Source organism: Moraxella sp. CTOTU46711 (genome assembly GCF_031975715.1).
Taxonomy (GTDB): domain Bacteria; phylum Pseudomonadota; class Gammaproteobacteria; order Pseudomonadales; family Moraxellaceae; genus Faucicola.
This window is the reverse complement of sequence record NZ_DALYMP010000010.1, coordinates 50,302-75,943: the sequence shown is the minus strand read 5'-3', so window position 1 is coordinate 75,943 and position 25,642 is coordinate 50,302. Positions and strand designations below refer to the sequence as shown.

The following is a 25,642-nucleotide window of genomic DNA, read 5'->3' as shown; positions in this document are numbered from 1 at the left end:
CCGTCGCTGCACTTTCAGTTTCTGCTGCCCATGCTGCTCCAACAGTTTACGGTAACGTTCTATTAACTACTGACTATGTTGATGGTAACTTAACAGTAAAGAAAGATGGTAATAAATTAATCGATGAAGATTATAGTACCACCCAACTAAATTCTACAGGTTCAAGTAATCTTACAGGTTCACGTATCGGTTTTAAAGGTGCGGAAGCATTAACAGCCAATACTGATTTAATCTACCAGTTAGAATATCGTGTTCACCCTGATGATGGTGGAAAACAACAATTTACCTCACGTGATACTTATATTGGCTTCTCTAACAAACAATATGGTACTTTAGTTGCTGGTCATTTGTCTGCAATCGATGACAATATCAATTACGCAGGTCAAACTGTAAGTCTATATGACACCTATAGCACAGGTTTCAGCGTCGAAGCTGCTGATAAAGAAACAGCAGATATTTTAGGTGTTGACGAAGGCGAGACAGTAAAATTCTTGGCATTTTGGGACGGTAATCGCGCTAACAATGCCCTTGCTTACTTCTCTCCATCATACAATGGTCTTCAGTTCATGGGCATGTATGTTATGGAAGAAAAAAATTCAACTGATTTATGGACTAAATCAGAAGCATTCGGTGCAGGCTTAAAATATGAGCCAACTAACCAACCTTTCCGTGCAGGTGCAACCTATATCAAATCTAGCGACTTCAGTACTGCGCGCGTAAGTGGAGCATTTGATGTAAATGCTGCTACTACATTAGGCGCACTATATCAAGTTACAGATTTAGATAAAGATAAAAATGAGAACTTATTTACTCTAAGCGGTTCATACGCAATTCCTGCTACAAAATGGAAAGCTTACGCACAAGGCGATATAGTAAAAAACATTAGTGGTCGTGATGGCTTAGATGGTTCACGTTTTGTAGTTGGTGGTAAATATGGTTTTAATGCTGCAACAACTGGTCACCTATATACCGGTTACAGCAAAATTGAATTTAGCGAAGATGGTTATGATCTAGATGCAAGTGGTTTTGGTCTAGGTGCAGGTATCGAATACAAATTCTAATCTTTACTAGAATTTGCTATCAAAAAATCCACTCAGCGATGAGTGGATTTTTTTATGAGTGCGCGATTTATTGATAAAAATAATTTTTTGCTAAACCTAGGCATTTTCGAGTAAAATTCTTTTTTACCAACGAGCGAAATAGATAACATGACAAAATTCATCTTTGTAACTGGCGGTGTCGTTTCTTCACTTGGCAAAGGTATCACCGCTGCATCGGTAGCCGCGATTCTTGAGGCACGTGGTCTGAAAGTCACCATGACCAAAATGGACCCTTATATCAATATTGATCCAGGTACAATGAGCCCGTTTCAGCATGGTGAAGTATTTGTTACCGAAGATGGCGCAGAGACTGACCTGGATTTGGGCTATTACGAGCGTTTTTTGCGCCACTCAAAAATGACGCAACGCAACAATTTTACCAGCGGGCGTATTTATTCGGCAGTGATTGAGAAAGAACGTCGCGGTGATTATTTGGGTGGCACGGTACAGGTCATTCCGCATATTACCGATGAAATCAAAGCGCGTATCCGTGCCAGTGGCGAAGGCTACGATATTGCCATGATTGAAATCGGTGGTACTGTCGGTGATATTGAAAGCTTGCCATTCATGGAAGCGGTGCGCCAAATGCAAGTTGAACTCGGTCGCAACAATGCGATGCTGATGCATTTAACCCTCGTGCCTTATATCGCGAGTGCAGGCGAGAGCAAAACCAAACCAACCCAGCACTCAGTCAAAGAATTACGCAGCATTGGCTTGCAACCTGATGTGTTAATCTGTCGTAGTGAACACGCGATTAGCGATGATAATCGCCTAAAAATTGCATCGTTTACCAATGTTGAGCAACGTGCCGTTATCCTTTGCCCAGATGCCAAATCCATTTATCAAATTCCAAGTATCCTGCATGCCCAGCATTTAGATGATTTGATTTGTGAACGCTTTGGGTTAGATACCCCAGAGGCGGACTTAAGTGATTGGCACCAGTTTACCCAAGCGTTGTTAAATACCCAAGAAACCGTAACTGTGGCAATGGTAGGTAAATACGTCGAACTGCCTGATGCTTATAAGTCAATCAATGAAGCCTTGCTACATGCGGGCGTGGCAAACAATGTCAAAGTCAATATTGACTATGTCGATGCCGAAAAACTTGAAAATGATGATAGCCTGTTTGAGCATATTAAATCTGCCGATGCTGTGCTCGTCCCTGGTGGATTCGGTGAGCGCGGAACCTTGGGTAAAATGAAAGCGATTCGCTATGCCCGCGAAAATAATGTGCCTTATTTGGGGATTTGTTTGGGAATGCAATTAGCCGTCATTGAGTTTGCGCGCAATGTATTAGGTTTAGACGCCAACTCAACGGAATTTGATAAAAAAACCAAAGCGCCATTGATTGGTTTGATTACAGAATGGTTTGATGAAAAAGGTGAACTACAAGTGCGTAGTGACGCCTCAGATTTGGGCGGTACCATGCGTTTGGGCGCCCAAAAAGCCGAGCTTGTGGAAGACAGCAAACTGCGCCGAATCTATGGCAGCCCTGTGATTACTGAGCGTCATCGTCACCGCTATGAAATGAATGGTCGCTATATTGAACAGCTGGAAAATGCCGGTATGAAAATTTCTGGTTATTCAGCCAAACAGCATTTGGTCGAGTCAGTAGAAATTGCCAATCACCCTTGGTATATCGCGGTACAATTCCATCCAGAATTTACCAGCCAGCCACGCGGTGGTCATCCATTGTTCAATAGCTTTGTTGCAGCGGCGAAACAAACCAAAAAATAGTATTTATGGCGCATAAGAAAACCATCTGTTACAGGTGGTTTTTTGTTTTTAGCCAGCTTCGTATCTAGCCAATTATGCTATAGTGATAATCAATAACAACTTTAACAACATACTGAGAGCCCTATGACCACTAACTTACCGACACCACAATCGCATATTCAGCTCAACGATATTACTATCGGCAATGATCAACCGTTTGTGCTGTTTGGCGGCATGAATGTACTAGAAAGCAAAGATTTGGCATTTGAAATTGCTGAAAGCTATATTGAAATCTGTAAACGCTTAAATATCGGCTATGTGTTTAAGGCAAGTTTTGATAAAGCCAATCGCTCAAGCTTGTACTCGTTTCGTGGTCCAGGTCTGGAAAAAGGTATCGAATGGCTAAGCGATATCAAAAAAGCGTTCAATGTGCCCATTATCACTGACGTACACGAACCGTACCAAGCTGAGCCTGTGGCAGCAGTGGCGGATATTATCCAGTTGCCCGCATTTTTGAGTCGCCAAACCGACTTGGTAGCAGCGATGGCAAAAACCGGTGCGATTATTAATGTCAAAAAAGCACAGTTTTTGGCACCCCATGAGATGAAACATATCATCAATAAATGCCTTGAAGCCGGTAATGATAAAATCATCTTGTGCGAGCGTGGCAGTGCGTTTGGTTATAACAATCTCGTTGTCGATATGCTGGGTTTTGACACCATGAAAAAAATGCAGGTTCCCGTGTTTTTTGATGTGACCCATAGCCTTCAGCAGCCGGGTGCGCGTGAAGATAGTGCAGGCGGTCGCCGAGAACAGATTACCACGTTAGCACGCGCTGGCATGGCAACAGGATTGGCAGGGTTATTTTTAGAAGCGCATCCAAATCCTGATGTCGCCAAATGCGATGGTCCTTGTGCGCTGCGGCTGAGTCAGCTTGAGCCGTTTTTAGCCCAGTTAAAACAGCTTGATACGTTAGTCAAAGGGTTTGAGGTGTTGGATACTCATTAATTTTTTACGCAAGTTTTTAACACAAATTTGCAACGCCTTGTTATTAAAATGCTATCAATCGATAACGAGGCTTTTTTTTGGCTATGGTATAGTGCTAGTTTATAGGATATAACAATATTTGATAACCCACAGCATAAATACAGGAATAACCATGGCAATTCAAACAGTCGCGTATGATTTAAAAGGCATTAATGACCCAGCAGGCTATGAGGAAGTCATGAAAGCGTTGACCACCATCGGCGGGGTGCAGGCAGTGCATCTTGAGCCTGAAAATCATCGCGTGATTGTCAGCTTTGATGATACCCAGACATCAGTTTTTGCCTTCAAAGCTGCGCTGACCAATGTCGACTATATCACCGAGCCGTTCCCGATTGAAGCACCTGCCAACCCTGCCAACAATCGCACTTTAGCGGGTGATTTGGCAAAAGATGGTAGACTTTCCTAAATCGTTTGTTCAGTGGCTACACTCGGTGCGGCAAGCTTGCTTAGTCACTGAGTCATTTTGTACGCCATCTTGTAAGCCCTTTAGAATACTACAGTTAGGCGAGCCATCTCCCAAACAACTATCGTGCCAGGCTTGCAGGGTGGCTTTCATTGATTGTAACCGCTGTATTTTATCGCTTAGTTCATTGATGTGATTGCGGGTTAATGCTTTGACTTGGGCGTTGCTACGCTCTTTGTTGTCTTGTAGAGCCAATAACGCTTCAATTTGCGCTAATGAAAATCCCACATCACGGGCATGTTTGATAAATTTTAGACGCTGTAATTGGGTATCGGTAAAAACACGATAACCACTGTCGGTGCGCTGGATGGTCTGTAATAAACCGAGTTTTTCGTAATCACGAATTTGTCTAGGTGATAACTCAGTCAATTTAGCGACTTCATTAATATTCATTTTTTGCTTGACCTTGACCTAATGTTAAGGTTTATAGTAATACCACAGTGTGATAAATCAATCTTTTTTTTTAAAGAACGTAAAAAATCAACCTGAAGGATATGAATATGAATAACATCGTAGGTTTGTCATGGGTGGTTGCATTGGCACTAGGTATGACGGCGTGTACAAAAAATGACACTACCCAAACTGCAATGACAGCATCAAGTAGCCATGCTACAAGTGCCAATGCGAGTATGACCCAAGCGCATTCAATGCATCATATGGCTTCGACAGCGGACACGCAGTCACAATCGCAGCCGCCGCATATCATGGCTTATATGGATATCATGAATAAAATGCACCAAGCCATGTCAGCAGGGGTGCAAGCTAAGAATGCCGATGTCGGCTTTGCCAAGGGTATGATACCGCATCATGAAGGCGCAATTGCGATGGCAAAAGTGCAGCTGCAATATGGCAAAGATGCCGAGATGAAAGCCCTTGCACAAAAAATCGTCGATACGCAGCAAAGTGAAATCAAATATATGCAAGCTTGGTTAGCCAAAAACGAAGACAGTCAACCAGCCGCGAGCAATGCCAAAGAAATAACGCAAGCCTATCAGCAAAAAGCCATGGGCAACCACGATGCCATGATGCAAGGAATTATGGACGCCAATCCTGATATCGCCTTTGCCAAGGGTATGATACCGCATCACCAAGGCGCGATTGATATGGCAACGATAGAACAAACCTATGGTAAAAATCCAGCGATGCTAGCACTCGCCAAGCAGATTAAACAAGCGCAAACGCCAGAAATCAAACAAATGCAAGATTGGCTTAGCAAACAAGCCCATTAATTAAAAAAATAGCCACGTAAACGTAAAAAAGGAGCGTAGTATGACAACCCAAACCATCACCTTAAATATCCAAGGCATGACTTGTGGCGGCTGCGTCAAAAGCGTAACCAATGCCCTCAATCAAGTGGCAGGGGTGCAATCTGTCGATGTCAGCCTTGACCATAACAACGCAACCATCAGCTTTGATGACAGCCAAGTACAACAAAGCACGCTTAAAGAAGCGATTGAAGACGCTGGCTTTGACGTAGTATAACGACGCCACGCAAAGACAATGTACAAGACAGACACTATCATGACTACCCAATCGATACACGCGTCAGACAACGCCCATACCGAGCAAATCATTCTTGATATCGATGGCATGACTTGTCAAGCCTGTGCCAGCCGCATCGAAAAAGTGCTCAATAAAAAGCCTGCGATAGTGCAAGCCGATGTCAATTATGCCAATGAAGTAGCGCAGGTGCAGTTTGATGCATCACAAACCAACGCCGAGCAGATTGTAGAATGGGTGAAAAAGACAGGCTATGAGGCAAAAGTTCAGCCGCAGAACGCGCTATTTGAGCATGAAGCCCATGAGCAAAAAGCGCCCTACAGCTTGATTGCGGTCTGGATTTGCTTGCTGCCTTTTTTGATTGGCATGGCAGGCATGATGATGGGCAGTCACGCACTGATGCCGCCGCTATGGCTACAATTTGTGTTGGCGACTATCGTACAGTTTGGCTTGGCGATACCGTTTTATAAAAGTGCGTGGGCGAGTATCAAAGGCGGTCTTGCCAATATGGACGTGCTGGTGGTGCTCGGCACACTGACAATTTGGGCGTATTCAACCTATAGTTGGTTAAGCTATCTGCAAACCACAGCCCAAATGGGGCATGATGGGATGGCTCATAGCATGCCCCATGTGTATTTTGAAGCCAGCGTGATGGTGATTGCCTTTGTCAAAATGGGGAAGTACCTAGAAGCCCGTACCAAAAAACACAGCCTAAATAGCATCAATTTGCTATTAGCGCTCACCCCTGAGCAAGTGGAAGTTAAAAACCCCAATCCACAAAGCCCAGATGCGCAGTGGCAAATCCTGCCCCTTGAGCAAGTCACAGCTGGTCAAATTTTACGTGCTAAAGCAGGCTCTCGCATTGCCACGGATGGCATCGTCACCGCTGGCAAAGGCTGGTGTGATGAGAGCCATTTAACGGGTGAATCAGTGCCCCTGTCTAAACATATTGGCAGCACGGTGCTAGCAGGTGCCATGGTAGAAAACGGCAGCTTTGAATACCAAGTCACCGCCAAAGGTAGCCAAACACGGCTTGGCGATATGATACAAGCGCTCAACGACGCGCAAGGCAGTAAAGCCCATATCGCCCGTATCGCAGATAAAGTTGCAGGGATTTTTGTGCCGGTGGTGGTTGCCATCGCGTTGTTAACTTTTTTTGCCAATTATTGGTTCTTAGGCGCGTTTGACACGGCCCTCATGCGCGCGGTGGCGGTGCTCGTGATTGCTTGCCCCTGTGCATTGGGACTGGCGACGCCCGCAGCCATCATGGCGGGCATGGGGGTGGCAGCACGCTCAGGGGTTTGGTTTAAAGATGCGCAAGCCTTAGAAGCGGCAGGTGCAATTGATACGGTAGTACTCGATAAGACAGGTACCATCACCCAAGGTAAACCCCAATTATCTGCAGCGTACCTAATAGAAGACAATTTAAAACTGTTTAACTTAGATAAAGCAGCACTGCTGCAGCTCGTTGCCAGTGTCGAGCGTCATGCGAACCACCCACTTGCGACCACGCTAGTGAACTATGCTGAATCTTACAATAAACAGACTGATACGCCTCAAAGTCTAGCGGCATTTACCATAAGCCATGTGGAAACAGTGCTCGGGCAGGGGATACAGGCACAGGTAGCCACGATTGGGCGGGTGAAAATCGGCACGCCAAGTTTTGCCAATCTTCAATTGCCTGCAGCGACTATCCAAGCCAATCCTGTTTGGCAAATTGCCAGTCAAGTGGCGGTAAGTATCAATGACACCCCTGTGGCAGCTTTTGCGCTAGCCGACGAGCTCAAACAAGACAGCATTAAGGTAATTGCGTCGCTGCAAGCCCATCATCTAGATGTGGTAGTGATGAGTGGCGACAAGCAATCGGTGGTGGATTATGTGGGTCAGCAGATTAACGCCAGCAAGGCACTTGGTGAGCTATCACCCCGTAATAAAGCGCAAAAAATTGATAGCCTACAACAACAAGGCAAAAAAGTGGCAATGGTGGGCGATGGGGTGAATGATGCCCCGGCGATGGCAACGGCAACCGCAAGTTTTGCGGTAGAAGGCGCAACCGATATTGCCAAACATAGCGCCACGGCAAGGCTAATGGGCGAGTCGCTCAAACATGTCGATTATGCGGTCACAATTGCCCGTGCAACCCTGCGTAATATTAAGCAAAACCTATTTTTTGCGTTTATCTATAATTGCCTTGGTATACCGTTAGCGGCGTTTGGTCTACTCAATCCAATGATAGCGGCAGCGGCGATGGCGCTAAGTTCGATTTCTGTATTACTTAATGCGTTGCGACTCACTCGCATGAAGGTCATTTCCTAACGGCTTATGGTTATTTTGACAACCTGTTGGAGCTGGTTTTACTTGGCTGCGTATGACTATGCATGACCTATAGGCGATAGTGATAAGCTGCTAAAACCTGTTAAAATATGCTATGATAAACCCACCCCATTTGTATTTTAACACTCCCATTGTTGATTGTGACAGCTAAGGAAAACACCATGTACGCTGAAGAAACCACCACCAATAACCAAATCAAAGATATCATTGCGCGCGAAATTTTGGACTCACGCGGCAACCCAACCATTGAAGCCGATGTGATTTTAGCGGATGGTACTATCGGTCGTGCAGCAGCGCCATCGGGGGCATCGACAGGTTCACGTGAAGCGCTTGAGCTGCGTGATGGTGATGCATCACGCTATCTGGGTAAAGGGGTCAAAAAAGCCGTTGCCAACGTCAACCGTGAAATTCGTTCATCACTGGTTGATATGGACGTATCAAAACAACAAGATCTTGACAACAAATTATTAGCGCTTGATGGCACAGAAAACAAAGAAAAATTGGGCGCCAATGCCACCTTAGCAGTATCTTTAGCAGCAGCCCGTGCCGCCGCACAATCACAAAAACTGCCACTTCACCAGTACATTGCCAACCTACGTGGGCAAACATCACTATCGATGCCTGTACCGATGATGAACATCCTAAATGGCGGTGCCCACGCGGACAACACTGTTGATATCCAAGAGTTTATGATTGAGCCTGTTAATTTCACCAGCTTCGGTGAAGCCTTGCGTGCGGGTACGGAAGTGTTCCATAGCCTAAAATCTGTGCTAAAAAAACAAGGCCTAAACACCGCCGTCGGTGATGAAGGCGGTTTTGCACCAAATTTACGCTCAAACGAAGAAGCGATTACTGTCATCATGCAAGCGATTGAGCAAGCAGGGTATACCGCAGGTAAAGACATTTACTTAGCGCTTGATTGTGCCGCATCAGAGTTCTACCATAAAAATGAGCAAGGGAACGGTCAATACGTACTTGAAGGCGAAGGCAATAAAGCCTTTAGTTCAGAAGGTTTTGCGGATTATTTAGCAGGTCTTGTGAGCCAATACCCAATTATCTCGATTGAAGATGGTCTAGATGAAAGCGATTGGGATGGCTGGGCGTACTTAACGCAAAAATTGGGCGACAAAGTGCAGCTCGTGGGTGACGATTTGTTTGTCACCAACCCAAAAATCCTACAAGAAGGTATCGACAAACACATTGCCAATGCGATTTTGATTAAATTCAACCAAATTGGTACTTTATCAGAAACCTTAGACGCCATTTATCTAGCGAAGAAAAATGGCTATGCCACCGTCATCTCACACCGCTCAGGTGAGACTGAAGACAGCACCATCGCTGACTTAGCCGTGGGGACAGCTGCAGGTCAAATCAAAACAGGCTCACTGTGCCGTTCTGACCGTGTCGCCAAATACAACCAACTGCTTCGTATCGAGCAGATGGTCACTGCAAGCTACCACGGTGCTGACGAGTTTATCGGTTTACGCAACCCAAAAGCCTAACTTTAAAAGCCTAACTTTAAAAGCTCAGCGCCAAAAGATTAACTCTAAAAGCTTAAATTTTGAAGCTTGATAAAGCATTGAAGTGATAAAAACCTTAACCCACGACATTGAATTTGCTACAATGCGTGGGATAAGGTTTTTTTATGCCAAAAGTTTTTATTATTGAGTGCTGTCATGACTTATTTGCGTCAACTGTTTATGATTATTTTTGCGGTGATTGTGTTGGTATGTCTACAATACCAGTATTGGTTTGGCACCAATGGTCGTGGCGATTTGGCAGCGTTAAATAAACAAATCAGCGAACAGCAATCTATCAATAGTGATCAGCAAAAAGCCAATGAAGTATTGCTTGCCGATGTCAAAGACCTAAAAAACGGACTTGAAGCGGTGGAAGAACACGCTCGCTCTGATTTAGGCTTAATCAAACAAGGTGAAACATTTGTGCAAATGTCGACCGCTAGCAGTGTGTACAGTACCGATGTCATCACACCGACTGCCCACAACACCGCCACGCCTCACCCATAAAAGCATAAAAACTGCCAAATTTATGTTTGTCTCAATTTTTACTGTCAACTGTTTACTTTATTGTTGAAAAGACGCCATGTCAGAATTTAACGCGATAGCCGCCAATTTATCTAACAACTTTACGATTGACACCGTGGTCGTCGCTGCAGGCGTTGGCAAACGCTTTGGTAGTCAAATGCCAAAACAGTACACCCATATTGGCGGTCAGACGGTGCTACAACACAGCATCGCGGCGCTAAGCAAAGTCCAGCAACTAAGCACTTGCTATTTGGTGATTTCTGAGGAAGATACAATTGCCAAAACACTGGGCTTTAGCATGCCAATCGAGTGGGTGATAGGTGGCAAAGAGCGAATGAATTCGGTGTTTAACGCCGTGCAAACGATTTGGCAACAATATCAAAATCCCCTCCGTGACAAAGCCTTCAGTGAAAAAGCTAGTCATCATACGTATGATAATCATTGGGTGCTGATTCATGATGCTGCGCGTCCTTGTGTCAATCCGAGCGATATAGAAAAATTGATCACGCAGACCACGCAGCAATTTTTGCAACAGTTGCCTCAACAGTCACAGAAAGAGCATGTGCAGGAGTCGGCGGGTGGCTTATTAGCAGTACCGGTGCGTGATACGGTCAAACAAATCATCCATGCACAAGACCAAGTGTTGTCACAAAAAACGCTTGATCGCAGTCAGTTGTGGCTAGCACAAACCCCGCAGATTTTTCCATTGGCAACACTTTATGATTATCTGACCCAAGCCATTGAGCAAACGATTGCGTTTACCGATGAAGCCAGTTTATTTGAGCATTTTGGCAAACAGCCGTTATTGGTGGAAGGCAGTCATAGCAATATCAAACTGACTTTTCCAGAGGATTTGCAGTTTGCGCAGGTGTATCTGGCGAAACCTTAGCAAAAATGGCTTGGTAACAAATTGAGGTTACCGCTAAAAAGTGCATAACAAAAGAAGTGCATAAGCAAAAGAAATTTATAAAGCCACAAAAACAAAAAAGCCATACTAGATTAGCATGGCTTTTTAACTGTATTTTTTAGCGTTACCACTAAAAAAATTGGCGTCCCCACGGGGATTCGAACCCCGGTTACCGCCGTGAAAGGGCGATGTCCTAGGCCTCTAGACGATGGGGACACTAGCACGCTTAGTTTATAGCGTGACCTCGACCGCTTTCACCGTTAATGTCGAAGTGGAGCGTATAATATATATTTTTATTTTTGCCGTCAACTGTTTTTTATCTATTTTTTTATATTTTTAACAATTAGCCCGTGATACGGTGACCCATGATACTTGGTAGAGCGGCATGACAAGCGCATTAGCCAACTAATTCGCTTAGCGTGTTGCTAAACATTTGACGCCTTGCTTATGAGTGATTGTTTTGCGACTCAGGCGTTGTATGAGATTGCGGCGGCAGGTTAGCGGCTTTATTTTTTAAATGATAGCGAATCCAACAATGGGTTACGATGCTAATCACAATCGATAAACTGATAAAACCCAAAATAGTCATCCAAATATTCATTTGTACGCCCATAGTGACCTCCTTTTCTTTTATCACCTTTTTTTATCAAATGGCATTAGCTTTTATCAAATATTGTTCAGGTTTAGTGTAGCAGGTCTGACTAACAGTATTGAGCCATTCACGTAATGATGTGTGGTAGCGATGTTACTGGCTATTTTGCTTGTGCCAATCGTGGTATGAAATAGCAGGAGGAAATAGGAAATAAGCAGCGATACTTTTTTCGCACTTTGTGCCAGTTTTACGTTACTATTCATCTTTTCAACCGCTTATTTTATTAATGCCATTTTATGACAACGATGATGGCGTTTTGGCAACTGACACGGTTGCAGCAAGGAAAATAATTATGAAAGTAGTCATCAGTGATGGCATCGAGTACGCCCTAAATCTTAATTATCGTACCATCGATATTGAATCGACCGACTATACCAATATTGCAGCAATTGTAGTCACGATGACAGACTTGCCGCGTGTGTATCAAGATATTGAAGATTTAGGTTTTGCCATTCCGATATTTGTGGCGATTGAATATGGTGATGTAGTGCCTGATGAATGGCTACCCAATGTGTATGGTGTGTTAGAGCTGGCAGATGATCAAAAGTTTTATAACGGACAATTGGTCAATGCGGCAGCGGCGGATTATATCGCCACGCTCGATCCGCCTTTTTTCCAAGCCTTGATGGACTACACCGACTATGGCAATGCGGCGTTTGACTGTCCTGGGCACCAAGGCGGACAGTTTTTTCGTAAGCATCCTTCGGGCAGACGCTTTTATTTATACTTTGGGGAAACGCTATTTCGTGCCGATTCCTGTAATGCCGATGTCCGTCTTGGCGATTTGCTAATTCATGAAGGCCCAGCTTTTGAGGCACAAGCGCATGCGGCGAAAGTTTTTAATGCGGATAAAACCTACTTTGTGCTCAACGGCACTTCCTCTTCCAATAAAATTGCGATTGGTGCCTTAGTGGCGCATGGTGATTTGGTGCTGTTTGACCGTAACAATCACAAATCTGTGTACCAAGGCGCCTTAACCATGGCAGGTGGTACGCCTGTGTATTTAGAGACCGACCGCAATGCTTATGGTTTGATTGGTGGCATTCCCGCCCATTGTTTTGATGAAGCCGAAATCCGTGAGCGTATTCGTGAAGTTGCGCCCGATAAAGCCGATAATGCCCGCCCATTTCGCTTGGCGGTAATTCAGCTGGGCACGTATGATGGCACTATCTATAATGCCCGCCAAGTGGTGGATCGCATCGGGCATCTGTGTGACTATATTTTGTTTGACAGTGCTTGGGTGGGTTATGAGCAGTTTATCCCGATGATGCGTGATTGCTCGCCACTGCTACTTGAGCTGGGTGAAAATGATCCTGGAATTTTGGTGACCCAATCGGTACATAAGCAACAAGCGGGCTTTTCTCAAGCCTCACAAATCCATAAAAAAGATAACCATATCAGCGGGCAAGCCCGTTATGTCAATCATAAACGCTTTAACAACTCGTTTATGATGCACGTGTCGACCTCGCCGTTTTACCCGTTGTTTGCCTCACTCGATGTCAATGCCAAAATGCATGAAGGAAAAGCCGGTCAACGCATGTGGCATGAGTGTGTCATTGGCGGTATCGAAGCTCGTAAAATGCTGCTAGACACTTGTAGCATGATTTTGCCATTTGTCCCACCTACAGTAGATGGGCAATCTTGGCAAGACTACGATACCGAAACCATTGCCCATGATATTCGTTTCTTCCGCTTTGAAGCAGGGGCGCGCTGGCATGATTTTCAGCATTATGCCGATGACCAATACTTTATCGACCCCTGTAAATTGCTACTGACCACGCCAGGCATTGATATGCAAACGGGCGAGTATGAAGCGACAGGGATTCCTGCCGCGATTTTGGCGCATTATCTGCGTGAAAGCTCGGTCATTCCAGAAAAAGCCGATTTAAACTCGATTTTATTCTTACTAACGCCTGCCGAAACTTTGGCAAAATTCCAGCACTTGGTCGCCCGTATCGTCAGTTTTGAAAAGCACATCCGCGAAAATAGCCCCGTCACCCAAGTGCTACCGACACTGGCTAAGGCATATCCGCAGTACCGCAAACTGACCATCAATGAGCTGTGCCAACTGATGCATAACTTCTATGCCAAGCATCAGCTGAACAAACGACAAAAACAAATGTTCGAGCGCGAACATCGCCCAAAAGTCGCCATGAGTGCATTTGATGCCCATAACGCCTTTATCCGTAATGATGTCGAGTTGGTATCGCTGCATGACATCAAAGGCAGAATCGCCATGGAAGGGGCGCTACCGTATCCACCGGGAGTATATTGTATTGTCCCTGGTGAAGTGTGGGATGGGGCAGTGCTTGAGTATTTCTTGGCATTGCAAGAAGGGGTTAATCGCTTGCCAGGCTTTGAGCCAGAAGTGCAGGGCGTGTACTGGGAATATGACGACCAAGGTAAAAAGATTGCCTATGCTTATGTGTTAAAACAGTCTCACCAAATTTGATTGACGGTTTTTGATTCATAGGCTTTCTCGGTGAAGTCTACATTTGGCGCGTTTGCAGCAGTAACCAATTGCGCAAAAATTGGTCTGTGTAGATGGGTGCAATGTTATTTAATTAAATGATAATCATTATTATTTACATTCTCAATCTATTATTGGATAATGACGGCTCAATTTTTTAAGAGGCAGTCAAACAATGACAATGAAAGATTTTCGTATCTACATGAGGCTTGGGCACCGCTATGTTGGATTCTTTATGGTTGGCATTATGCTGGTCTATTCACTCAGTGGCATGTTGCTGGTATTTCGCGACACTGATTTTTTAAAATCTTCAAAAACTGTCAAGCAAGTCGTGGCAACCAATCTTGATGAGAAAAATTTAGCCAAAACCCTAAAAATGAAAAACATCGATTTTAGGGAGCAGCAGGGTGATATACAGCTTTTTAAAGATGGACAGTACAATACTAAAACCGGTGAGGTGACTTATACCAGCAAAAAACTGCCTGTGGTATTAGATAAAATGGTGAATTTTCATAAAGCGCCCTCTAAAGGTAGTATGGGTGGGCTCAATGTATTGTTTGGCATGAGTTTATTGTTTTTTGTGCTATCGAGTTTCTTTTTATTTGCCCCAAGTTCAAAAATCTTTAAACGTGGTTTGGCGTTTGTGGCGGTGGGAGCGATTATGTCGGTGATTTTGCTGCTGTTGTAAATAAACCTACTAACAAATTTGGTAGGGTAGCGCCTTATGGCATAAACCCTATTGCGATATTGGTGCAATGGCTATGCCGCCATCGATTCACCGCGATGGCTTCACCTCAATTTTGCCACAAAAAGTTTTTCAGCAGCATTTTGGCGCCTTCGGTGGCGAAGGATTCTGGGTGATATTGCACCCCTTGAATCGGATAGTCACGGTGGCAAATGCCCATGATTTCATCGCCTGCTAGACTGGCCTCTTTGAGGTTTTTATCACTATGTTGCTCACTAGATACCACACTGGTCACTACCAAACACTCGGGGAGTGAGGCGGCATCTACCATCAGTGAATGATAACGCATGATGTCAAGCTGCTGTGGCAAACCTTGATACACGCCTTGATTATCGTGGCGAATCGGTGACGTCTTGCCATGCATGGGCACATTGGCTCGCACCACTTGCCCACCAAAAAAATGCGCAATCCCCTGCATGCCAAGACACACGCCTAGTAGCGGCGTGGTTTTGCCAAGCTCAGTAATGACGTCACCACACACGCCAAAATACGCAGGGTCATCGGGCGAACCTGGACCGGGCGAGATGATAATGCGGTCAGGATTCATGGCTTGGATATCCGCCAAGCTAATCTCATTATTGCGTTTCACAACCACGTTGAAAGGCTGATTGTCTGCGGCTAAAATCTCACCAATATATTGGTATAAGTTAAAGGTAAAAGAATCGTAGTTATCAATAATTAACACTTGCATAGTCAACTCTAAAAATAGGTTATGGCGGTTATTCTAAATGTTTAAAATACTGCTGATATCCCTTGCTATCATGCGTATCTAGTTGGTGTATCGTCATGATGGAGCAGACTTTACTGCACTGGCGCAAAATTGGACAATACAACTTTCATCGCGGACAATTTACGCTGGATTTCTTCATATTCGTCTTCAGGGTTGGAGTCATACACATTACCGCCGCAAGTTTGCGCATACGCTTTTTCGCCATTGATAAACAGTGAGCGAATCGGAATAGCAAAAATACAGTCCCCATTAAAACAAAACTGACCAAGTGCACCACCGTAAGCGCCGCGACCATCGGGTTCTAGCGTATTTATAATTTTCATCGCTTCAATTTTGGGTGCGCCCGATAGCGTGCCTGCGGGAAAATTACTGGCAAGCGCGGTGAACATATCATGATTAGGGTCAAGAATACCGACGATTTCACTGGAGATATGCTGGACATGTGAAAAGCGCTTGATATCCATTAAGTTACGTACTTTTACCGTCCCAAAGCGTGCCACCCGTCCGATATCATTACGATGTAAGTCCACCAACATATTATGTTCGGCGATTTCTTTGGGGTCATTGAGCAAGGCGCGCGCTAATTGACGATCTTCGGTCTCATCCTTGCCGCGCTTGGTGGTGCCTGCCAGTGGGAAGGTTTCCATCTCACCATTGCGCAATCGGAACAACAACTCAGGCGATGCGCCGATAATTTTTTGGGCGCCAAATTTGACATAGTACATATGCGGTGACGGGTTGACTTCGCGCAGTTTACTATAAATTGGCATGCTATCGCCTTGGATGCGATAATGCGACTTGAAACCCACTTCACACTGGAAAATCAGCCCAGCTTTAATGTCTTCTTTGACTTTCATCACCGCTGCCGCATGTTGCTCGCGGTTCATCCCATCGCCCAAATGCTCAGTAGTGGGCTGGGTATAGTCAGGCGAAATAGCGGTCAATAATGACTTGATTTCGTCAATACGATTACTTTGGTGGTCGGTATCGTAATAATAATAAAAAATTTCACCGGTCATCTTATCAAGGCTTAACCCATCTAAGTACACCCCGAATTTGAACGGCTCGAAATCATCACTGGTCTGAATATTCAGGGTCGGCTCGAAAAAATTGACACTATCAAATCCCAAAAAACCGACCAATCCGCCGGTATGGCTACGTGAAATCACATGTTGTGGGGTGATTTCGCGCAGTAGTTGGTAAGGATTGTCACAGGTATAATCCGTACTTTCCCCCGTGCGATTGTTGGTGATAGTCAAAGTATGGCGATCTTTTGCCAATACCGTCAACGCAGGGTCAAAGCCGATGGCATGATGACGTGAGATATAGCTTTCTTCGCCCAACGATTCCAGTAAAAAACAGGTAGCATATTTGGCTTCAATACGTTTAAAGAGTTCAAAAAAATCAATGTCTTGTGCAAGTTTAATCAGGCTTGGTTTGCTGGCAAGGGCGATTTTGGGTGGTTTGGCGTGTGTAGTCATCATGGTGTCTTAAATTTATAGTATGCTAAATTTACAGTATCTTAAATTTATAGCGGCTTAAATTTACCCTATCTTAAATTTTAATCAATGTTTCAGTGTTCTAGTATGATGATACATTGTAATCAGATTAACCCCTGCTTGCAACTCTTTTATGACATGACAGTTATTTTCACGCTGATTTTCATCGCCCTTCTAATCACCCTCCACATCACCCTAAAGTATGTATGCTACTGTGATGGGCTTATTTACGCTTGAAGCCATTATCACAGATTTATTGGGTTAAATGACTCAGATTTGGCAATAATTGGTTGATATCATGTTGACCATACGCTTTGGCGCCCCGTGATACGGTTGCAATGCCCACGCCCAAGCGCTCAGCGATTTCGCGTTGTGGTAGCGCTTGCTGAAACAAGGCAAAAATCTGGATGCGATTGGCGATTTCTTTTTGTTCTTTTTCAGTCAGTAGCGCTGCCAAAATTTCGCGGATAAAGTCACTATCATCGGTTTGGCTCAATAGCTCAACCAAATAATCATAGGCGGGTAGGGATGATGGCGAAGTGTGCGGCATAGTAGTTTTTTTGAGTAAAAGATGACAAGTAAAGCATTTCAGTGTTCTAGTATAGTGATACATTTTACGGCGTTTAGCAAGTGAACTCAATCGATTTTTATCCCTTTACAAAGTTGAAGAGGTGCGATAATTGGTTACTTTTGATTACAAAAGCGCAAATAACTGAATATTTAATCAAAGCTTAGTCGACACAAAGTCGCTTTAGCGAGGTCATACAATATGGTTATAATAAAATTGCTTAGTTAAAAATCTAACTGAGTTTATTAATTATAAACAATGACTATCAATCATAATTTTATAACCGCGCCGTTGTCTTTAGTTATTGTGTAGCAGTCTTAATGGGCAATTAAGATCAATGTCAAAAGGTAGTAGCGCGGTTTAAAGAGTTAGCTAACGCTAATGTTATTCAATACTAATCTTATTCAAAATAGGGCACTTCATTATGACAACCAACGCTAAGAACAACAGTGAATTTTTAAAAAATCTAGCTTTTAAAAAGGTCGATCACCAGCCACAGCGGGCAGATTATCAATCTAATCAACCTGGCAATTCGATGCCGTTTAGCGATGCCCGTGGTAACTATCAGCGTAATATCGGCTTTGATACCGGACGTTTTAAAGACAGTAAAGTCTATATCGTCGGCGGCGGTATTGGCGGTCTAGCAGCAGCGTATTATTTTATCCGAGATGCCCATATCCCGGGCGAGAATATTACTTTTTTAGAAGAATTAGCGGTGCAAGGCGGCTCACTTGATGGCGCTGGTAATGCCAAAGACGGTTATATCATGCGGGGCGGTCGTGAGATGATTACCACCTACGAGAATTTTTGGGATATGTTCCAAGATATACCGGCGCTAGAGCTACCAGAGCCTTATTCAGTGCTTGATGAATACCGCTTGATCAATGACAATGACCCCAACTACTCCAAAGCACGGTTGATTCATAACAAAGGCGAAATCAAAGATTTTCATAAGTTTAATCTCAACAAAGCCGACCAACTTGCCATCGTCCGCTTATTACTAAAAAATCAAGACGAACTCGATAATCTCACCATCGAAGATTACTTTAGCCAAAGTTTTTTGGACAGTAATTTTTGGACGCTATGGCGTAGTATGTTTGCTTTTGAAAACTGGCACAGCTTGCTTGAGTGCAAGCTTTATATGCACCGGTTTTTGGAAGCCTTAGATGGCATCAAAGATATGTCGACCCTGTTATTTGCCAAATACAACCAATACGACAGCTTTGTGGTACCTGCGCAAAAATTTTTAATCAATAAAGGCGTTAACCTACAAAGTGACACGTTAGTGACAGCGGTTGATTTTGAGCAGCAAGGCGACAAAAAAATCGTTAAAGGGCTGACAACCACCCAACAAGGTCAACAAGTCCATATCCCTGTACGAGACAATGATTTTGTGATTATTACCACAGGGTCAATGACAGAAGATACGCGCTATGGCACCAGTGACACTGCGCCTGATATCCGTCTAACTGATGATAACATGGGAAAAACGAAAGGTTGGGTACTATGGAATTACCTTGCCAAACAATCTGCTGTGTTTGGTCGTCCAGAAAAATTTAACCGTCATGTACCCAAATCTGCCTGGATGTCAGCAACCTTAACCTGCAAAGACTCGGCGCTTTTGCGCAAAATCAGCGAAAAATACTGTGTCAATCCGCCGCTATCAGGCAAAACAGTCACAGGCGGTATTGTTACCATCACCGATTCCAACTGGCTTATGAGTTTTACTATCAACCGCCAACCGCAATTTCCTGACCAACCCAAAGACGTGGTGGTAATATGGGTGTATGGGCTATTGATGGACAAAAAAGGCAATTACGTGCCAAAAACCATGCCAGAATGTACCGGGCATGAAATTGTGACGGAGCTGCTATACCACCTAGATTTGCTTGAGCAAAAAGATGATATTTTAGCCAACACCATCGCCAACACCGCCTATATGCCCTATATCACTTCGATGTTTATGCCACGTGCCAAAGGCGACCGCCCACAAATTGTACCCGAAGGCTGCACCAATTTAGGTCTCATCGGTCAATTTGTTGAGACCAACAATGATGTGGTGTTCACCGTTGAAACTTCGGTACGCTCGGCGCGGGTCGCGGTGTACACCCTCACAGATAGCAATAAGCAAGTGCCTGATATCGTGCCAACCCAATACGATATTCGCAACATACTCCGCTCTGCCAGTACACTCAACGATGACCAAGGCTTCATTGGGGAGGGCTTATTGCGCCGAGTGCTCGCCAATACCTATTATGAGCACATCTTGCCACCCGTCGCCAAAAAATCGCACAAAGACAGCTCGTTAATGCAGACGCTTGCCGAGCAATTTGAAGTAGTCAAAGCCTTTTGGCATAAAGAAGGTCATAAAGACGAGCGAAAAGATGAGCAAAAAGCGCAGGATAAAAAATAAGCTTTAATATACTTTTGTCCTCAAACCGAAAAATCCTCCTGCCGTTAGGGGGATTTTTTATTAGCAAAATTTCCTTTGTGCCTAAAAACCCTATTTCGTAAAATGGTGGTTTCAAGTATATTAAAGCTAAAGTCACACATCATAAGGAACAAGTGATGAAACTATATACCATGAATGCCCCGCCAAACCCGCGCAAGGTCGACTTATTGTTAAAAGTCAAAGAACTTGATATCAATGATATTCATAATTTACAAGTCATCAACGTGGATATTGGCAAAAATGAGCAAAACTCGCCGGAGTTTTTGGCAGTCAATCCACTGGGGCTGTTGCCTGTGTTAGTGCTTGATGATGGCACTGTGCTCAACGATTCACATGCCATTTGTGAGTACCTTGATAGTCGACTTGCAGGCAATGGCAAGCAAGTGATGGGCTCAGACCCTATACAGCGCGCCAAAATCACCGCCATGTCACGCAATGCGGAGTTTCACGTGCTGTATAACATGATGCTGGCTTTCCAGCATGGGCATCCATCTCGCGCGTCGGTGGGCAACCAAGTGCCTGGTACGGCAGAAGAGAGCATCAACCGTGTCAAAAAAGCCTTGCCGTACTTTGACAAGCTATTATCGAGTCATAAATACTTGCTCGGTGATCGACTTACCTTCGCTGATATCGTGTTGTATGTTGGCTTGGATTTTGGGCGAGTGATGAAGTTTAGTCCCAAAGATGCCAGTGTGGTGGGTGACCATGTAGCACGTTTTTATGCGCAAATGAATGAGCGTTTTGGTAAAAAATAACGGTTGTTGAGATAAAAAAGGGCAAACTAGATGCCCTTTTTTTATTGGTAGTGGTTATTCATTGCTTTTATCCACCGTTTCTATTTACTGCTTTTATGCCTAGTTTTTTCAATAGCGCTAGGGTTGTCATCCCGACTGATTGTTAGCCATTAATGCACTGATGCCATCATATAGGGTATCGTTGACCGGGGTGTCAATGCCATGCTTATCCCCCAATTCACGAATTGTCCCTGCAAACAAATCAAGCTCACAACGTCGCCCTGCTTTTAAATCCTGCCGCATTGATGGCATGCCTTTGGGATCCAGCGCATCCATAATCGCCAGCCATTTTTTGAAATCTTCTTCGGTCAAGGGTACGCCTTCAGCGTGTGCCACTGCCATCACTTCTCGCATGGCGGCTTTGAACATGTCGCGCGCTTTACCCGCTTGTTGCACGGTATCAAAGGTGCCTTGATACAATGCCACGGTTTGATTGACGCCCGTATTTAACATCAACTTGCCCCACAGCTGGCGCGGCATGTCATCGCTTACTGAGTGCGGGAAATTGACTTGATTAAAGAGGGCATCGACTTGTTGCACGCGCGCGCGTTCAACGCTATCAGTTGTCATCGCGCCAATGACCAATTGTCCATGATCGCGATAAATCAGTTGGCTACCATTTTTCCCATTTTTTTCATGCGGCTCATTTTTCATGGCATCCATTTGCTGCGCCACACAATACACAATGCGCTCGTCACCAAAGGCGTTTGCCAACACTTTTTCGCTGGCGATACCGTTGAGGGCAGAAACAATCAGCGTATTGTCGCCAAGTTGACTTTTGATGAGCGGTAACACGTCGTTTAACTGATAAAATTTGGTACACACCACCACCAAATCGGCAGGACTTAGGTTTGAAGGAGGGCTTTCATCTGGTGTGACATAGTTGAGTGTTAATGGCTCGCCATTCACCAATAAACCTTGCTGTTGGTAGCGGTTGACACGGTCACTATCGGCGACGATACGCAAGTTTTCAAAAGGCATGTTTGGGGCTAATAGACTTGCAAATAACGCCCCTAATGAGCCAAATCCAACAATGGCAATAATCGGTGAATCGTTCATCTTTTTTCCTGTTATTTTGCGACATTGATTAGAGTTGTGATAAAGTTTAGCAGATTTTTGCACCTATTTTAAAAAAGGAATCACGATGAAATTATTAAAAATGGCTGTGTTCATGGGTTGTTTATGGGCTGCTTATGAAAAATCAGCAACAAACTTTGCAAGAGCTAATGCCAGCATTTGAGCAAAAAATTGAAAAAATCACCCAATCAGCTCAAAAAACCACCCAAACCATTAACCATAAAGCAAGTAAGAAATAATGAATTTATCCAATGTTAACGATGCTTCATCTTCACTAAACGGCGCGTATTTTGTCACAGGTACCGACACCGAAATCGGTAAAACCACTACCACGGCGCAATTGGTCAAGAATGTAGCTCAGCAAGGCAAAAGTGTCTATGCCATCAAGCCAGTCACCGCAGGTCTAGAAACCGATGACAATGGGCAAACATATAGCGATGATACACGACGCATTAATCAATTTGCCAATGTCAAACCACCGCTATCTGTCATTGCGCCTATCCAGCTAGCGACACCTTGCTCACCGCATATCGCCGCCCAAATTGATGACGTGACACTTACCAACACCCAATTAGTCGATACCATCAACAACGCCATCGCAGCCTATCCTGCCGATGTGATTTTGGTTGAAGGGGCAGGCGGCTGGTTTACCCCTATTAACGAGCAAGAAACGCTTGCTGATGTGGCAGCCGCGCTCAAATACCCTGTGATTATGGTTGTCGGTATCAAGCTTGGTAGCCTTAATCATGCCATGCTAACCCTACAAGCAATTTGGCAAGCAGGGCTAAAAGTCGCTTTGGTTATTTTTAACCAATTACAGACCGACACGCCGTTTGTCGATGCGCAAATTGACTGGTTAAGTCAGCAAATTTTACGCCAGTCTACTGGTTATCAAAACCCGCCACCCTTGATGGTCAAACAAGGCGTTTTAACCCATTAAATTTTTATCCAATCACATTGCATTTTGGCATAAGTTATGGTATAAATAGCGGCTTTAAATTTACTAGCGATTTTTTGACGCTTGCTTAAAATGGTTTTGATTGACGCAAGTCAAGTGACTAGCCGTGAGTAGCTAATTTTAAGTGCGCCGCCAAAAGATTAATTATTGATTCAAACTGAGATACTCAACACTAGAATCGTTGAAACCCTAGCTTTTTTAGCTTCAATGATATGCGAGATGTGCGAGTATCAGTTGTGACAGGCATGAGCAGCCCTCATGCACACCGATTAGGAGTAAGCCATGTCTCGAGTATGCCAAGTGACTGGAAAACGCCCAGCGGTAGGTAACAATGTTTCTCACGCAAACAACAAAACCCGCCGTCGTTTTCTACCAAATCTACACACCCATCGTTTTTGGGTAGAGAGCGAAAACCGCTTTGTTAAGCTTCGCTTGACTACCAAAGGTATGCGTATCATTGATAAAGTTGGTATTGACCAAGTTTTAACTGATATGCGTGCTCGTGGCGAAAAAATCTAATTTTTGCCTTTTCATATTCTTAGGGAGCAATTGCGATGCGTGATAAAATCAAATTAGTTTCAACTGCAGGTACGGGTTATTTTTACACCACGACCAAAAACAAACGTACCATGCCAAACAAAATGGAAATCAAAAAATTTGATCCAGTGGTACGTCAACATGTTGTATTCAAAGAAGCTAAAATCAAATAATTGACTGACACAGTCCATTTGACGCGCTATTTGATAAAAAAGTGGGTAACTTAGGTTAACCCACTTTTTTTATGCACAAAAATTGTAAAATTGCTATCGCGATGGATTGTAAAACGAGTTGCAAGGGGTCTTGGCATCTGAAGCAGCCAAAACGGTTTATGTTACTTGTCCAGTTGGTGGCTACTTAAAATATGGGCATCGCTAGTAGTACTGGCGGCAGTCGATGGCGCTATCACAACCGCAGGTAAGGGTTTGAGACTGTTTTCAAACTCTGGCAATCTCGCTTTAATAGCCTCACCCATCACCAATTGCGGCTCAGACGGTTCAAAGCCCATCATTTTTTCCCGTTCAGCAATGCGTTTGCTGGCGGCTTCAAACGCAGGTTGAAAACGACGAAGCTTGGGTAAGCTTTCAGCAAAAAATGCTTGTCCAAAGTAAGTATATTCGGCTTCATTAGAACAGCCAAACGATGATTTGTTCGCCGCTGAGGCAGTAATCAAAAGTGTCTCTGGTGATTTTAAATCATTGATAAATGAGCCAGAATAACAGGCTGATACCACAATGACGCGCCATTTAATGCCAGATTTATCCAATGATTGGCGTAGCCATTTGGCATCGACATTATCGAGCGCTAGCGGTGGGTTGGACATTTCAATCACTTTGTCACCCCCATGCGAGGTCAAGGTCAAAAATAGCACGTCTTCATTGACATCCATTTTTTTGGCGATACTTTGCAAAGTGCGTTCAATACTGGTTTTACTGGCAATTGGTAGCGCAGACAGGGTATTGGCGTTGTTAATGAGTTCCACCGAGCGTCCTGCTGTGCCAAAATGATGGTCAAAGTAATCTTTGGTCAGCTCAATTTCTGACCGGAACACATCTTGCTCGCCATGACCTGCGACACCCATAAAGTACCAATCATATATAGTCGGGCGTTGCGGCTGCACGTTATTTAGCATATCAGCCAGAAGCTCAGGCTGCGCATAAAATGCCGCTTCAGTGACCACGGGTTCTACGGGGTCGGATTGAAAAATCGGCTCAGATTGCACGTTTTTTTGCCACACGCTGAGTACGGCAAACGCACCCAGCATAATCAGGACACGCTCAATCCATGACCAGCGTAATTGATTGCCAAAAATCCATAGCAGCGATAACGACTGCCAAACAAATGCCAATACGAACACAATACCAATCGTATCAAACGTCCATTCAGGTAGCCAGCCCAAGTCTGAGATAAACTGAATCAAGCTTTGCACCAGCATCATAAAGGTGTCAGCACACAGCCACAGAATCGCCGGCACAAAAATTAGCATGGCATTAAAATGACGTTTGGCAAGAATCAATCCTGCCACTAACATCACCATCGGCCACACCAAATAACTAATCAGCCCTTGTGGATTAAAATGGGTGGCATCTTCAGCCACCAACCACGAAAACAGCAAATTACTCGCCAGTGCCGTCAATCCAAATAACAAAAACTGCCATACGGTGGGCTTGACCCAATAAAACGCACGTTTTGAACCTATTAGCATGTGACCCGTGGCACGGATATTGGCGATGACGTTATGTGAAAAACGTTTGAGCGGGGTTAAATCAAGATCGGTAAGAGAAGTTGGCAAAATATCCACACTGTTGAAAGGCTGATTCTAAATGGGTAGGAGGGTAGCGATAAAATGATAATACAAAATAGCGATGGGGTGTTAACAACTTTATTAATCATTCATGTTTAGAATGTTAACTATCAATCCTAGTAAATTATACGGCTAAAAAATTAATTTATCTAAAATAGTGAATAAATGAATAAAATTTTCTATTAATTTGAAATTATGAAATTATTTATCATAAAAATAGATTATATGATATAATAAAATATAT

General features: G+C 44.1%; 25 protein-coding genes and 1 tRNA gene. 18 read left to right on the top strand and 8 right to left on the bottom strand.

Annotated elements, in window-relative coordinates:
* From RTJ53_RS10945 to RTJ53_RS10930, 4 genes are all read left to right on the top strand, one after another.
* On the top strand, nucleotides 1-1,061 hold a 1,061-nt coding region (locus RTJ53_RS10945; protein ID WP_312276949.1), incomplete at its 5' end, for a porin.
* 147 nt (nucleotides 1,062-1,208) lie between these two features.
* Entirely contained in the window at nucleotides 1,209-2,837 is a 1,629-nt protein-coding gene (locus RTJ53_RS10940) for a CTP synthase (protein ID WP_312276948.1), read from the top strand.
* Nucleotides 2,838-2,960: 123 nt separating this feature from the next.
* Nucleotides 2,961-3,824 carry a 3-deoxy-8-phosphooctulonate synthase gene (gene kdsA, locus RTJ53_RS10935; protein ID WP_312114776.1) on the top strand — a complete coding sequence of 288 codons (864 nt, stop codon included), beginning with the start codon at nucleotides 2,961-2,963 and terminating at the stop codon, nucleotides 3,822-3,824.
* Between the two features lie 151 nt (nucleotides 3,825-3,975).
* Complete coding sequence (locus RTJ53_RS10930) at nucleotides 3,976-4,269, top strand: heavy-metal-associated domain-containing protein (RefSeq protein WP_135888454.1); 294 nt, start codon at nucleotides 3,976-3,978, stop codon at nucleotides 4,267-4,269.
* A gap of 9 nt (nucleotides 4,270-4,278) precedes the next feature.
* On the opposite strand, the gene RTJ53_RS10925 is transcribed toward RTJ53_RS10930, so the two are convergent.
* Entirely contained in the window at nucleotides 4,279-4,719 is a 441-nt protein-coding gene (locus tag RTJ53_RS10925; protein ID WP_312276947.1) for a MerR family DNA-binding protein, read from the bottom strand.
* Between the two features lie 107 nt (nucleotides 4,720-4,826).
* On the opposite strand from RTJ53_RS10925, the gene copM reads away from it, so the two are divergent.
* The 6 genes from copM (at nucleotide 4,827) to RTJ53_RS10895 (ending at nucleotide 11,094) form a co-directional block, all read left to right on the top strand.
* Complete coding sequence (gene copM / locus RTJ53_RS10920) at nucleotides 4,827-5,555, top strand: CopM family metallochaperone (RefSeq protein WP_312276946.1); 729 nt, start codon at nucleotides 4,827-4,829, stop codon at nucleotides 5,553-5,555.
* Nucleotides 5,556-5,595: 40 nt separating this feature from the next.
* A complete protein-coding gene (locus RTJ53_RS10915) occupies nucleotides 5,596-5,808 on the top strand; it encodes a heavy-metal-associated domain-containing protein (RefSeq protein ID WP_062333783.1) in 213 nt (70 codons plus the stop codon).
* A 39-nt stretch (nucleotides 5,809-5,847) separates the two neighbouring features.
* The gene (locus tag RTJ53_RS10910; RefSeq protein ID WP_312276945.1) at nucleotides 5,848-8,142 is read left to right on the top strand and encodes a heavy metal translocating P-type ATPase; all 2,295 of its coding nucleotides are present in this window, start codon (nucleotides 5,848-5,850) and stop codon (nucleotides 8,140-8,142) included.
* Nucleotides 8,143-8,321: 179 nt separating this feature from the next.
* Nucleotides 8,322-9,662, top strand: coding sequence for a phosphopyruvate hydratase (gene eno / locus RTJ53_RS10905; RefSeq protein WP_312276944.1), 1,341 nt, complete (start codon nucleotides 8,322-8,324; stop codon nucleotides 9,660-9,662).
* 174 nt (nucleotides 9,663-9,836) lie between these two features.
* On the top strand, nucleotides 9,837-10,187 hold the full coding sequence (locus tag RTJ53_RS10900; protein ID WP_219333683.1) for a septum formation initiator family protein: 351 nt from the start codon (nucleotides 9,837-9,839) through the stop codon (nucleotides 10,185-10,187).
* 76 nt (nucleotides 10,188-10,263) lie between these two features.
* Complete coding sequence (locus tag RTJ53_RS10895; RefSeq protein WP_219333684.1) at nucleotides 10,264-11,094, top strand: IspD/TarI family cytidylyltransferase; 831 nt, start codon at nucleotides 10,264-10,266, stop codon at nucleotides 11,092-11,094.
* Nucleotides 11,095-11,252: 158 nt separating this feature from the next.
* On the opposite strand, the gene RTJ53_RS10890 is transcribed toward RTJ53_RS10895, so the two are convergent.
* Both RTJ53_RS10890 and RTJ53_RS10885 read right to left on the bottom strand, forming a co-directional pair.
* Nucleotides 11,253-11,328 (bottom strand) — tRNA-Glu (locus RTJ53_RS10890).
* A 229-nt stretch (nucleotides 11,329-11,557) separates the two neighbouring features.
* Entirely contained in the window at nucleotides 11,558-11,725 is a 168-nt protein-coding gene (locus tag RTJ53_RS10885) for a hypothetical protein (protein ID WP_160002463.1), read from the bottom strand.
* A gap of 331 nt (nucleotides 11,726-12,056) precedes the next feature.
* Here RTJ53_RS10885 and speC point away from each other — a divergent pair, with 331 nt between their 5' ends.
* On the top strand, nucleotides 12,057-14,216 hold the full coding sequence (gene speC, locus RTJ53_RS10880) for an ornithine decarboxylase (RefSeq protein WP_312276943.1): 2,160 nt from the start codon (nucleotides 12,057-12,059) through the stop codon (nucleotides 14,214-14,216).
* 193 nt (nucleotides 14,217-14,409) lie between these two features.
* Complete coding sequence (locus RTJ53_RS10875; RefSeq protein ID WP_312276942.1) at nucleotides 14,410-14,922, top strand: hypothetical protein; 513 nt, start codon at nucleotides 14,410-14,412, stop codon at nucleotides 14,920-14,922.
* 106 nt (nucleotides 14,923-15,028) lie between these two features.
* Here the strand turns inward: RTJ53_RS10875 and RTJ53_RS10870 are convergent, their stop codons facing one another.
* The 3 genes from RTJ53_RS10870 to RTJ53_RS10860 form a co-directional block, all read right to left on the bottom strand.
* Nucleotides 15,029-15,670: an anthranilate synthase component II gene (locus RTJ53_RS10870; protein WP_312276941.1), complete on the bottom strand. Its 642-nt coding sequence runs from the start codon at nucleotides 15,668-15,670 to the stop codon at nucleotides 15,029-15,031.
* Nucleotides 15,671-15,780: 110 nt separating this feature from the next.
* On the bottom strand, nucleotides 15,781-17,193 hold the full coding sequence (locus RTJ53_RS10865) for an anthranilate synthase component I family protein (protein WP_409418163.1): 1,413 nt from the start codon (nucleotides 17,191-17,193) through the stop codon (nucleotides 15,781-15,783).
* Between the two features lie 268 nt (nucleotides 17,194-17,461).
* Nucleotides 17,462-17,758 (bottom strand): Trp family transcriptional regulator, encoded by a 297-nt coding sequence (locus RTJ53_RS10860; protein WP_051499217.1) that lies wholly within the window; start codon nucleotides 17,756-17,758, stop codon nucleotides 17,462-17,464.
* A gap of 442 nt (nucleotides 17,759-18,200) precedes the next feature.
* Here RTJ53_RS10860 and RTJ53_RS10855 point away from each other — a divergent pair, with 442 nt between their 5' ends.
* Nucleotides 18,201-20,189 (top strand): oleate hydratase, encoded by a 1,989-nt coding sequence (locus RTJ53_RS10855; protein ID WP_312276940.1) that lies wholly within the window; start codon nucleotides 18,201-18,203, stop codon nucleotides 20,187-20,189.
* Nucleotides 20,190-20,344: 155 nt separating this feature from the next.
* Entirely contained in the window at nucleotides 20,345-20,983 is a 639-nt protein-coding gene (locus RTJ53_RS10850) for a glutathione S-transferase family protein (protein WP_219333689.1), read from the top strand.
* Nucleotides 20,984-21,109: 126 nt separating this feature from the next.
* Here the strand turns inward: RTJ53_RS10850 and RTJ53_RS10845 are convergent, their stop codons facing one another.
* Nucleotides 21,110-22,081, bottom strand: coding sequence for a ketopantoate reductase family protein (locus RTJ53_RS10845; protein ID WP_219333690.1), 972 nt, complete (start codon nucleotides 22,079-22,081; stop codon nucleotides 21,110-21,112).
* 134 nt (nucleotides 22,082-22,215) lie between these two features.
* On the opposite strand from RTJ53_RS10845, the gene RTJ53_RS10840 reads away from it, so the two are divergent.
* The 4 genes from RTJ53_RS10840 to rpmG all read left to right on the top strand — a co-directional run bounded on the left by RTJ53_RS10840 (nucleotide 22,216) and on the right by rpmG (nucleotide 23,767).
* The gene (locus RTJ53_RS10840) at nucleotides 22,216-22,338 is read left to right on the top strand and encodes a hypothetical protein (protein ID WP_257619932.1); all 123 of its coding nucleotides are present in this window, start codon (nucleotides 22,216-22,218) and stop codon (nucleotides 22,336-22,338) included.
* Nucleotides 22,338-23,039, top strand: coding sequence for a dethiobiotin synthase (bioD, locus tag RTJ53_RS10835; RefSeq protein WP_219333691.1), 702 nt, complete (start codon nucleotides 22,338-22,340; stop codon nucleotides 23,037-23,039). The genes RTJ53_RS10840 and bioD overlap by 1 nt, the downstream gene beginning before the upstream one ends.
* A gap of 300 nt (nucleotides 23,040-23,339) precedes the next feature.
* Nucleotides 23,340-23,576, top strand: coding sequence for a 50S ribosomal protein L28 (rpmB, locus tag RTJ53_RS10830; protein ID WP_007116088.1), 237 nt, complete (start codon nucleotides 23,340-23,342; stop codon nucleotides 23,574-23,576).
* 35 nt (nucleotides 23,577-23,611) lie between these two features.
* The gene (rpmG, locus tag RTJ53_RS10825; protein ID WP_007116087.1) at nucleotides 23,612-23,767 is read left to right on the top strand and encodes a 50S ribosomal protein L33; all 156 of its coding nucleotides are present in this window, start codon (nucleotides 23,612-23,614) and stop codon (nucleotides 23,765-23,767) included.
* A 161-nt stretch (nucleotides 23,768-23,928) separates the two neighbouring features.
* Here the strand turns inward: rpmG and RTJ53_RS10820 are convergent, their stop codons facing one another.
* Nucleotides 23,929-25,386 carry a C13 family peptidase gene (locus tag RTJ53_RS10820; RefSeq protein WP_312276939.1) on the bottom strand — a complete coding sequence of 486 codons (1,458 nt, stop codon included), beginning with the start codon at nucleotides 25,384-25,386 and terminating at the stop codon, nucleotides 23,929-23,931.
* Nucleotides 25,387-25,642: the final 256 nt, after the last annotated feature.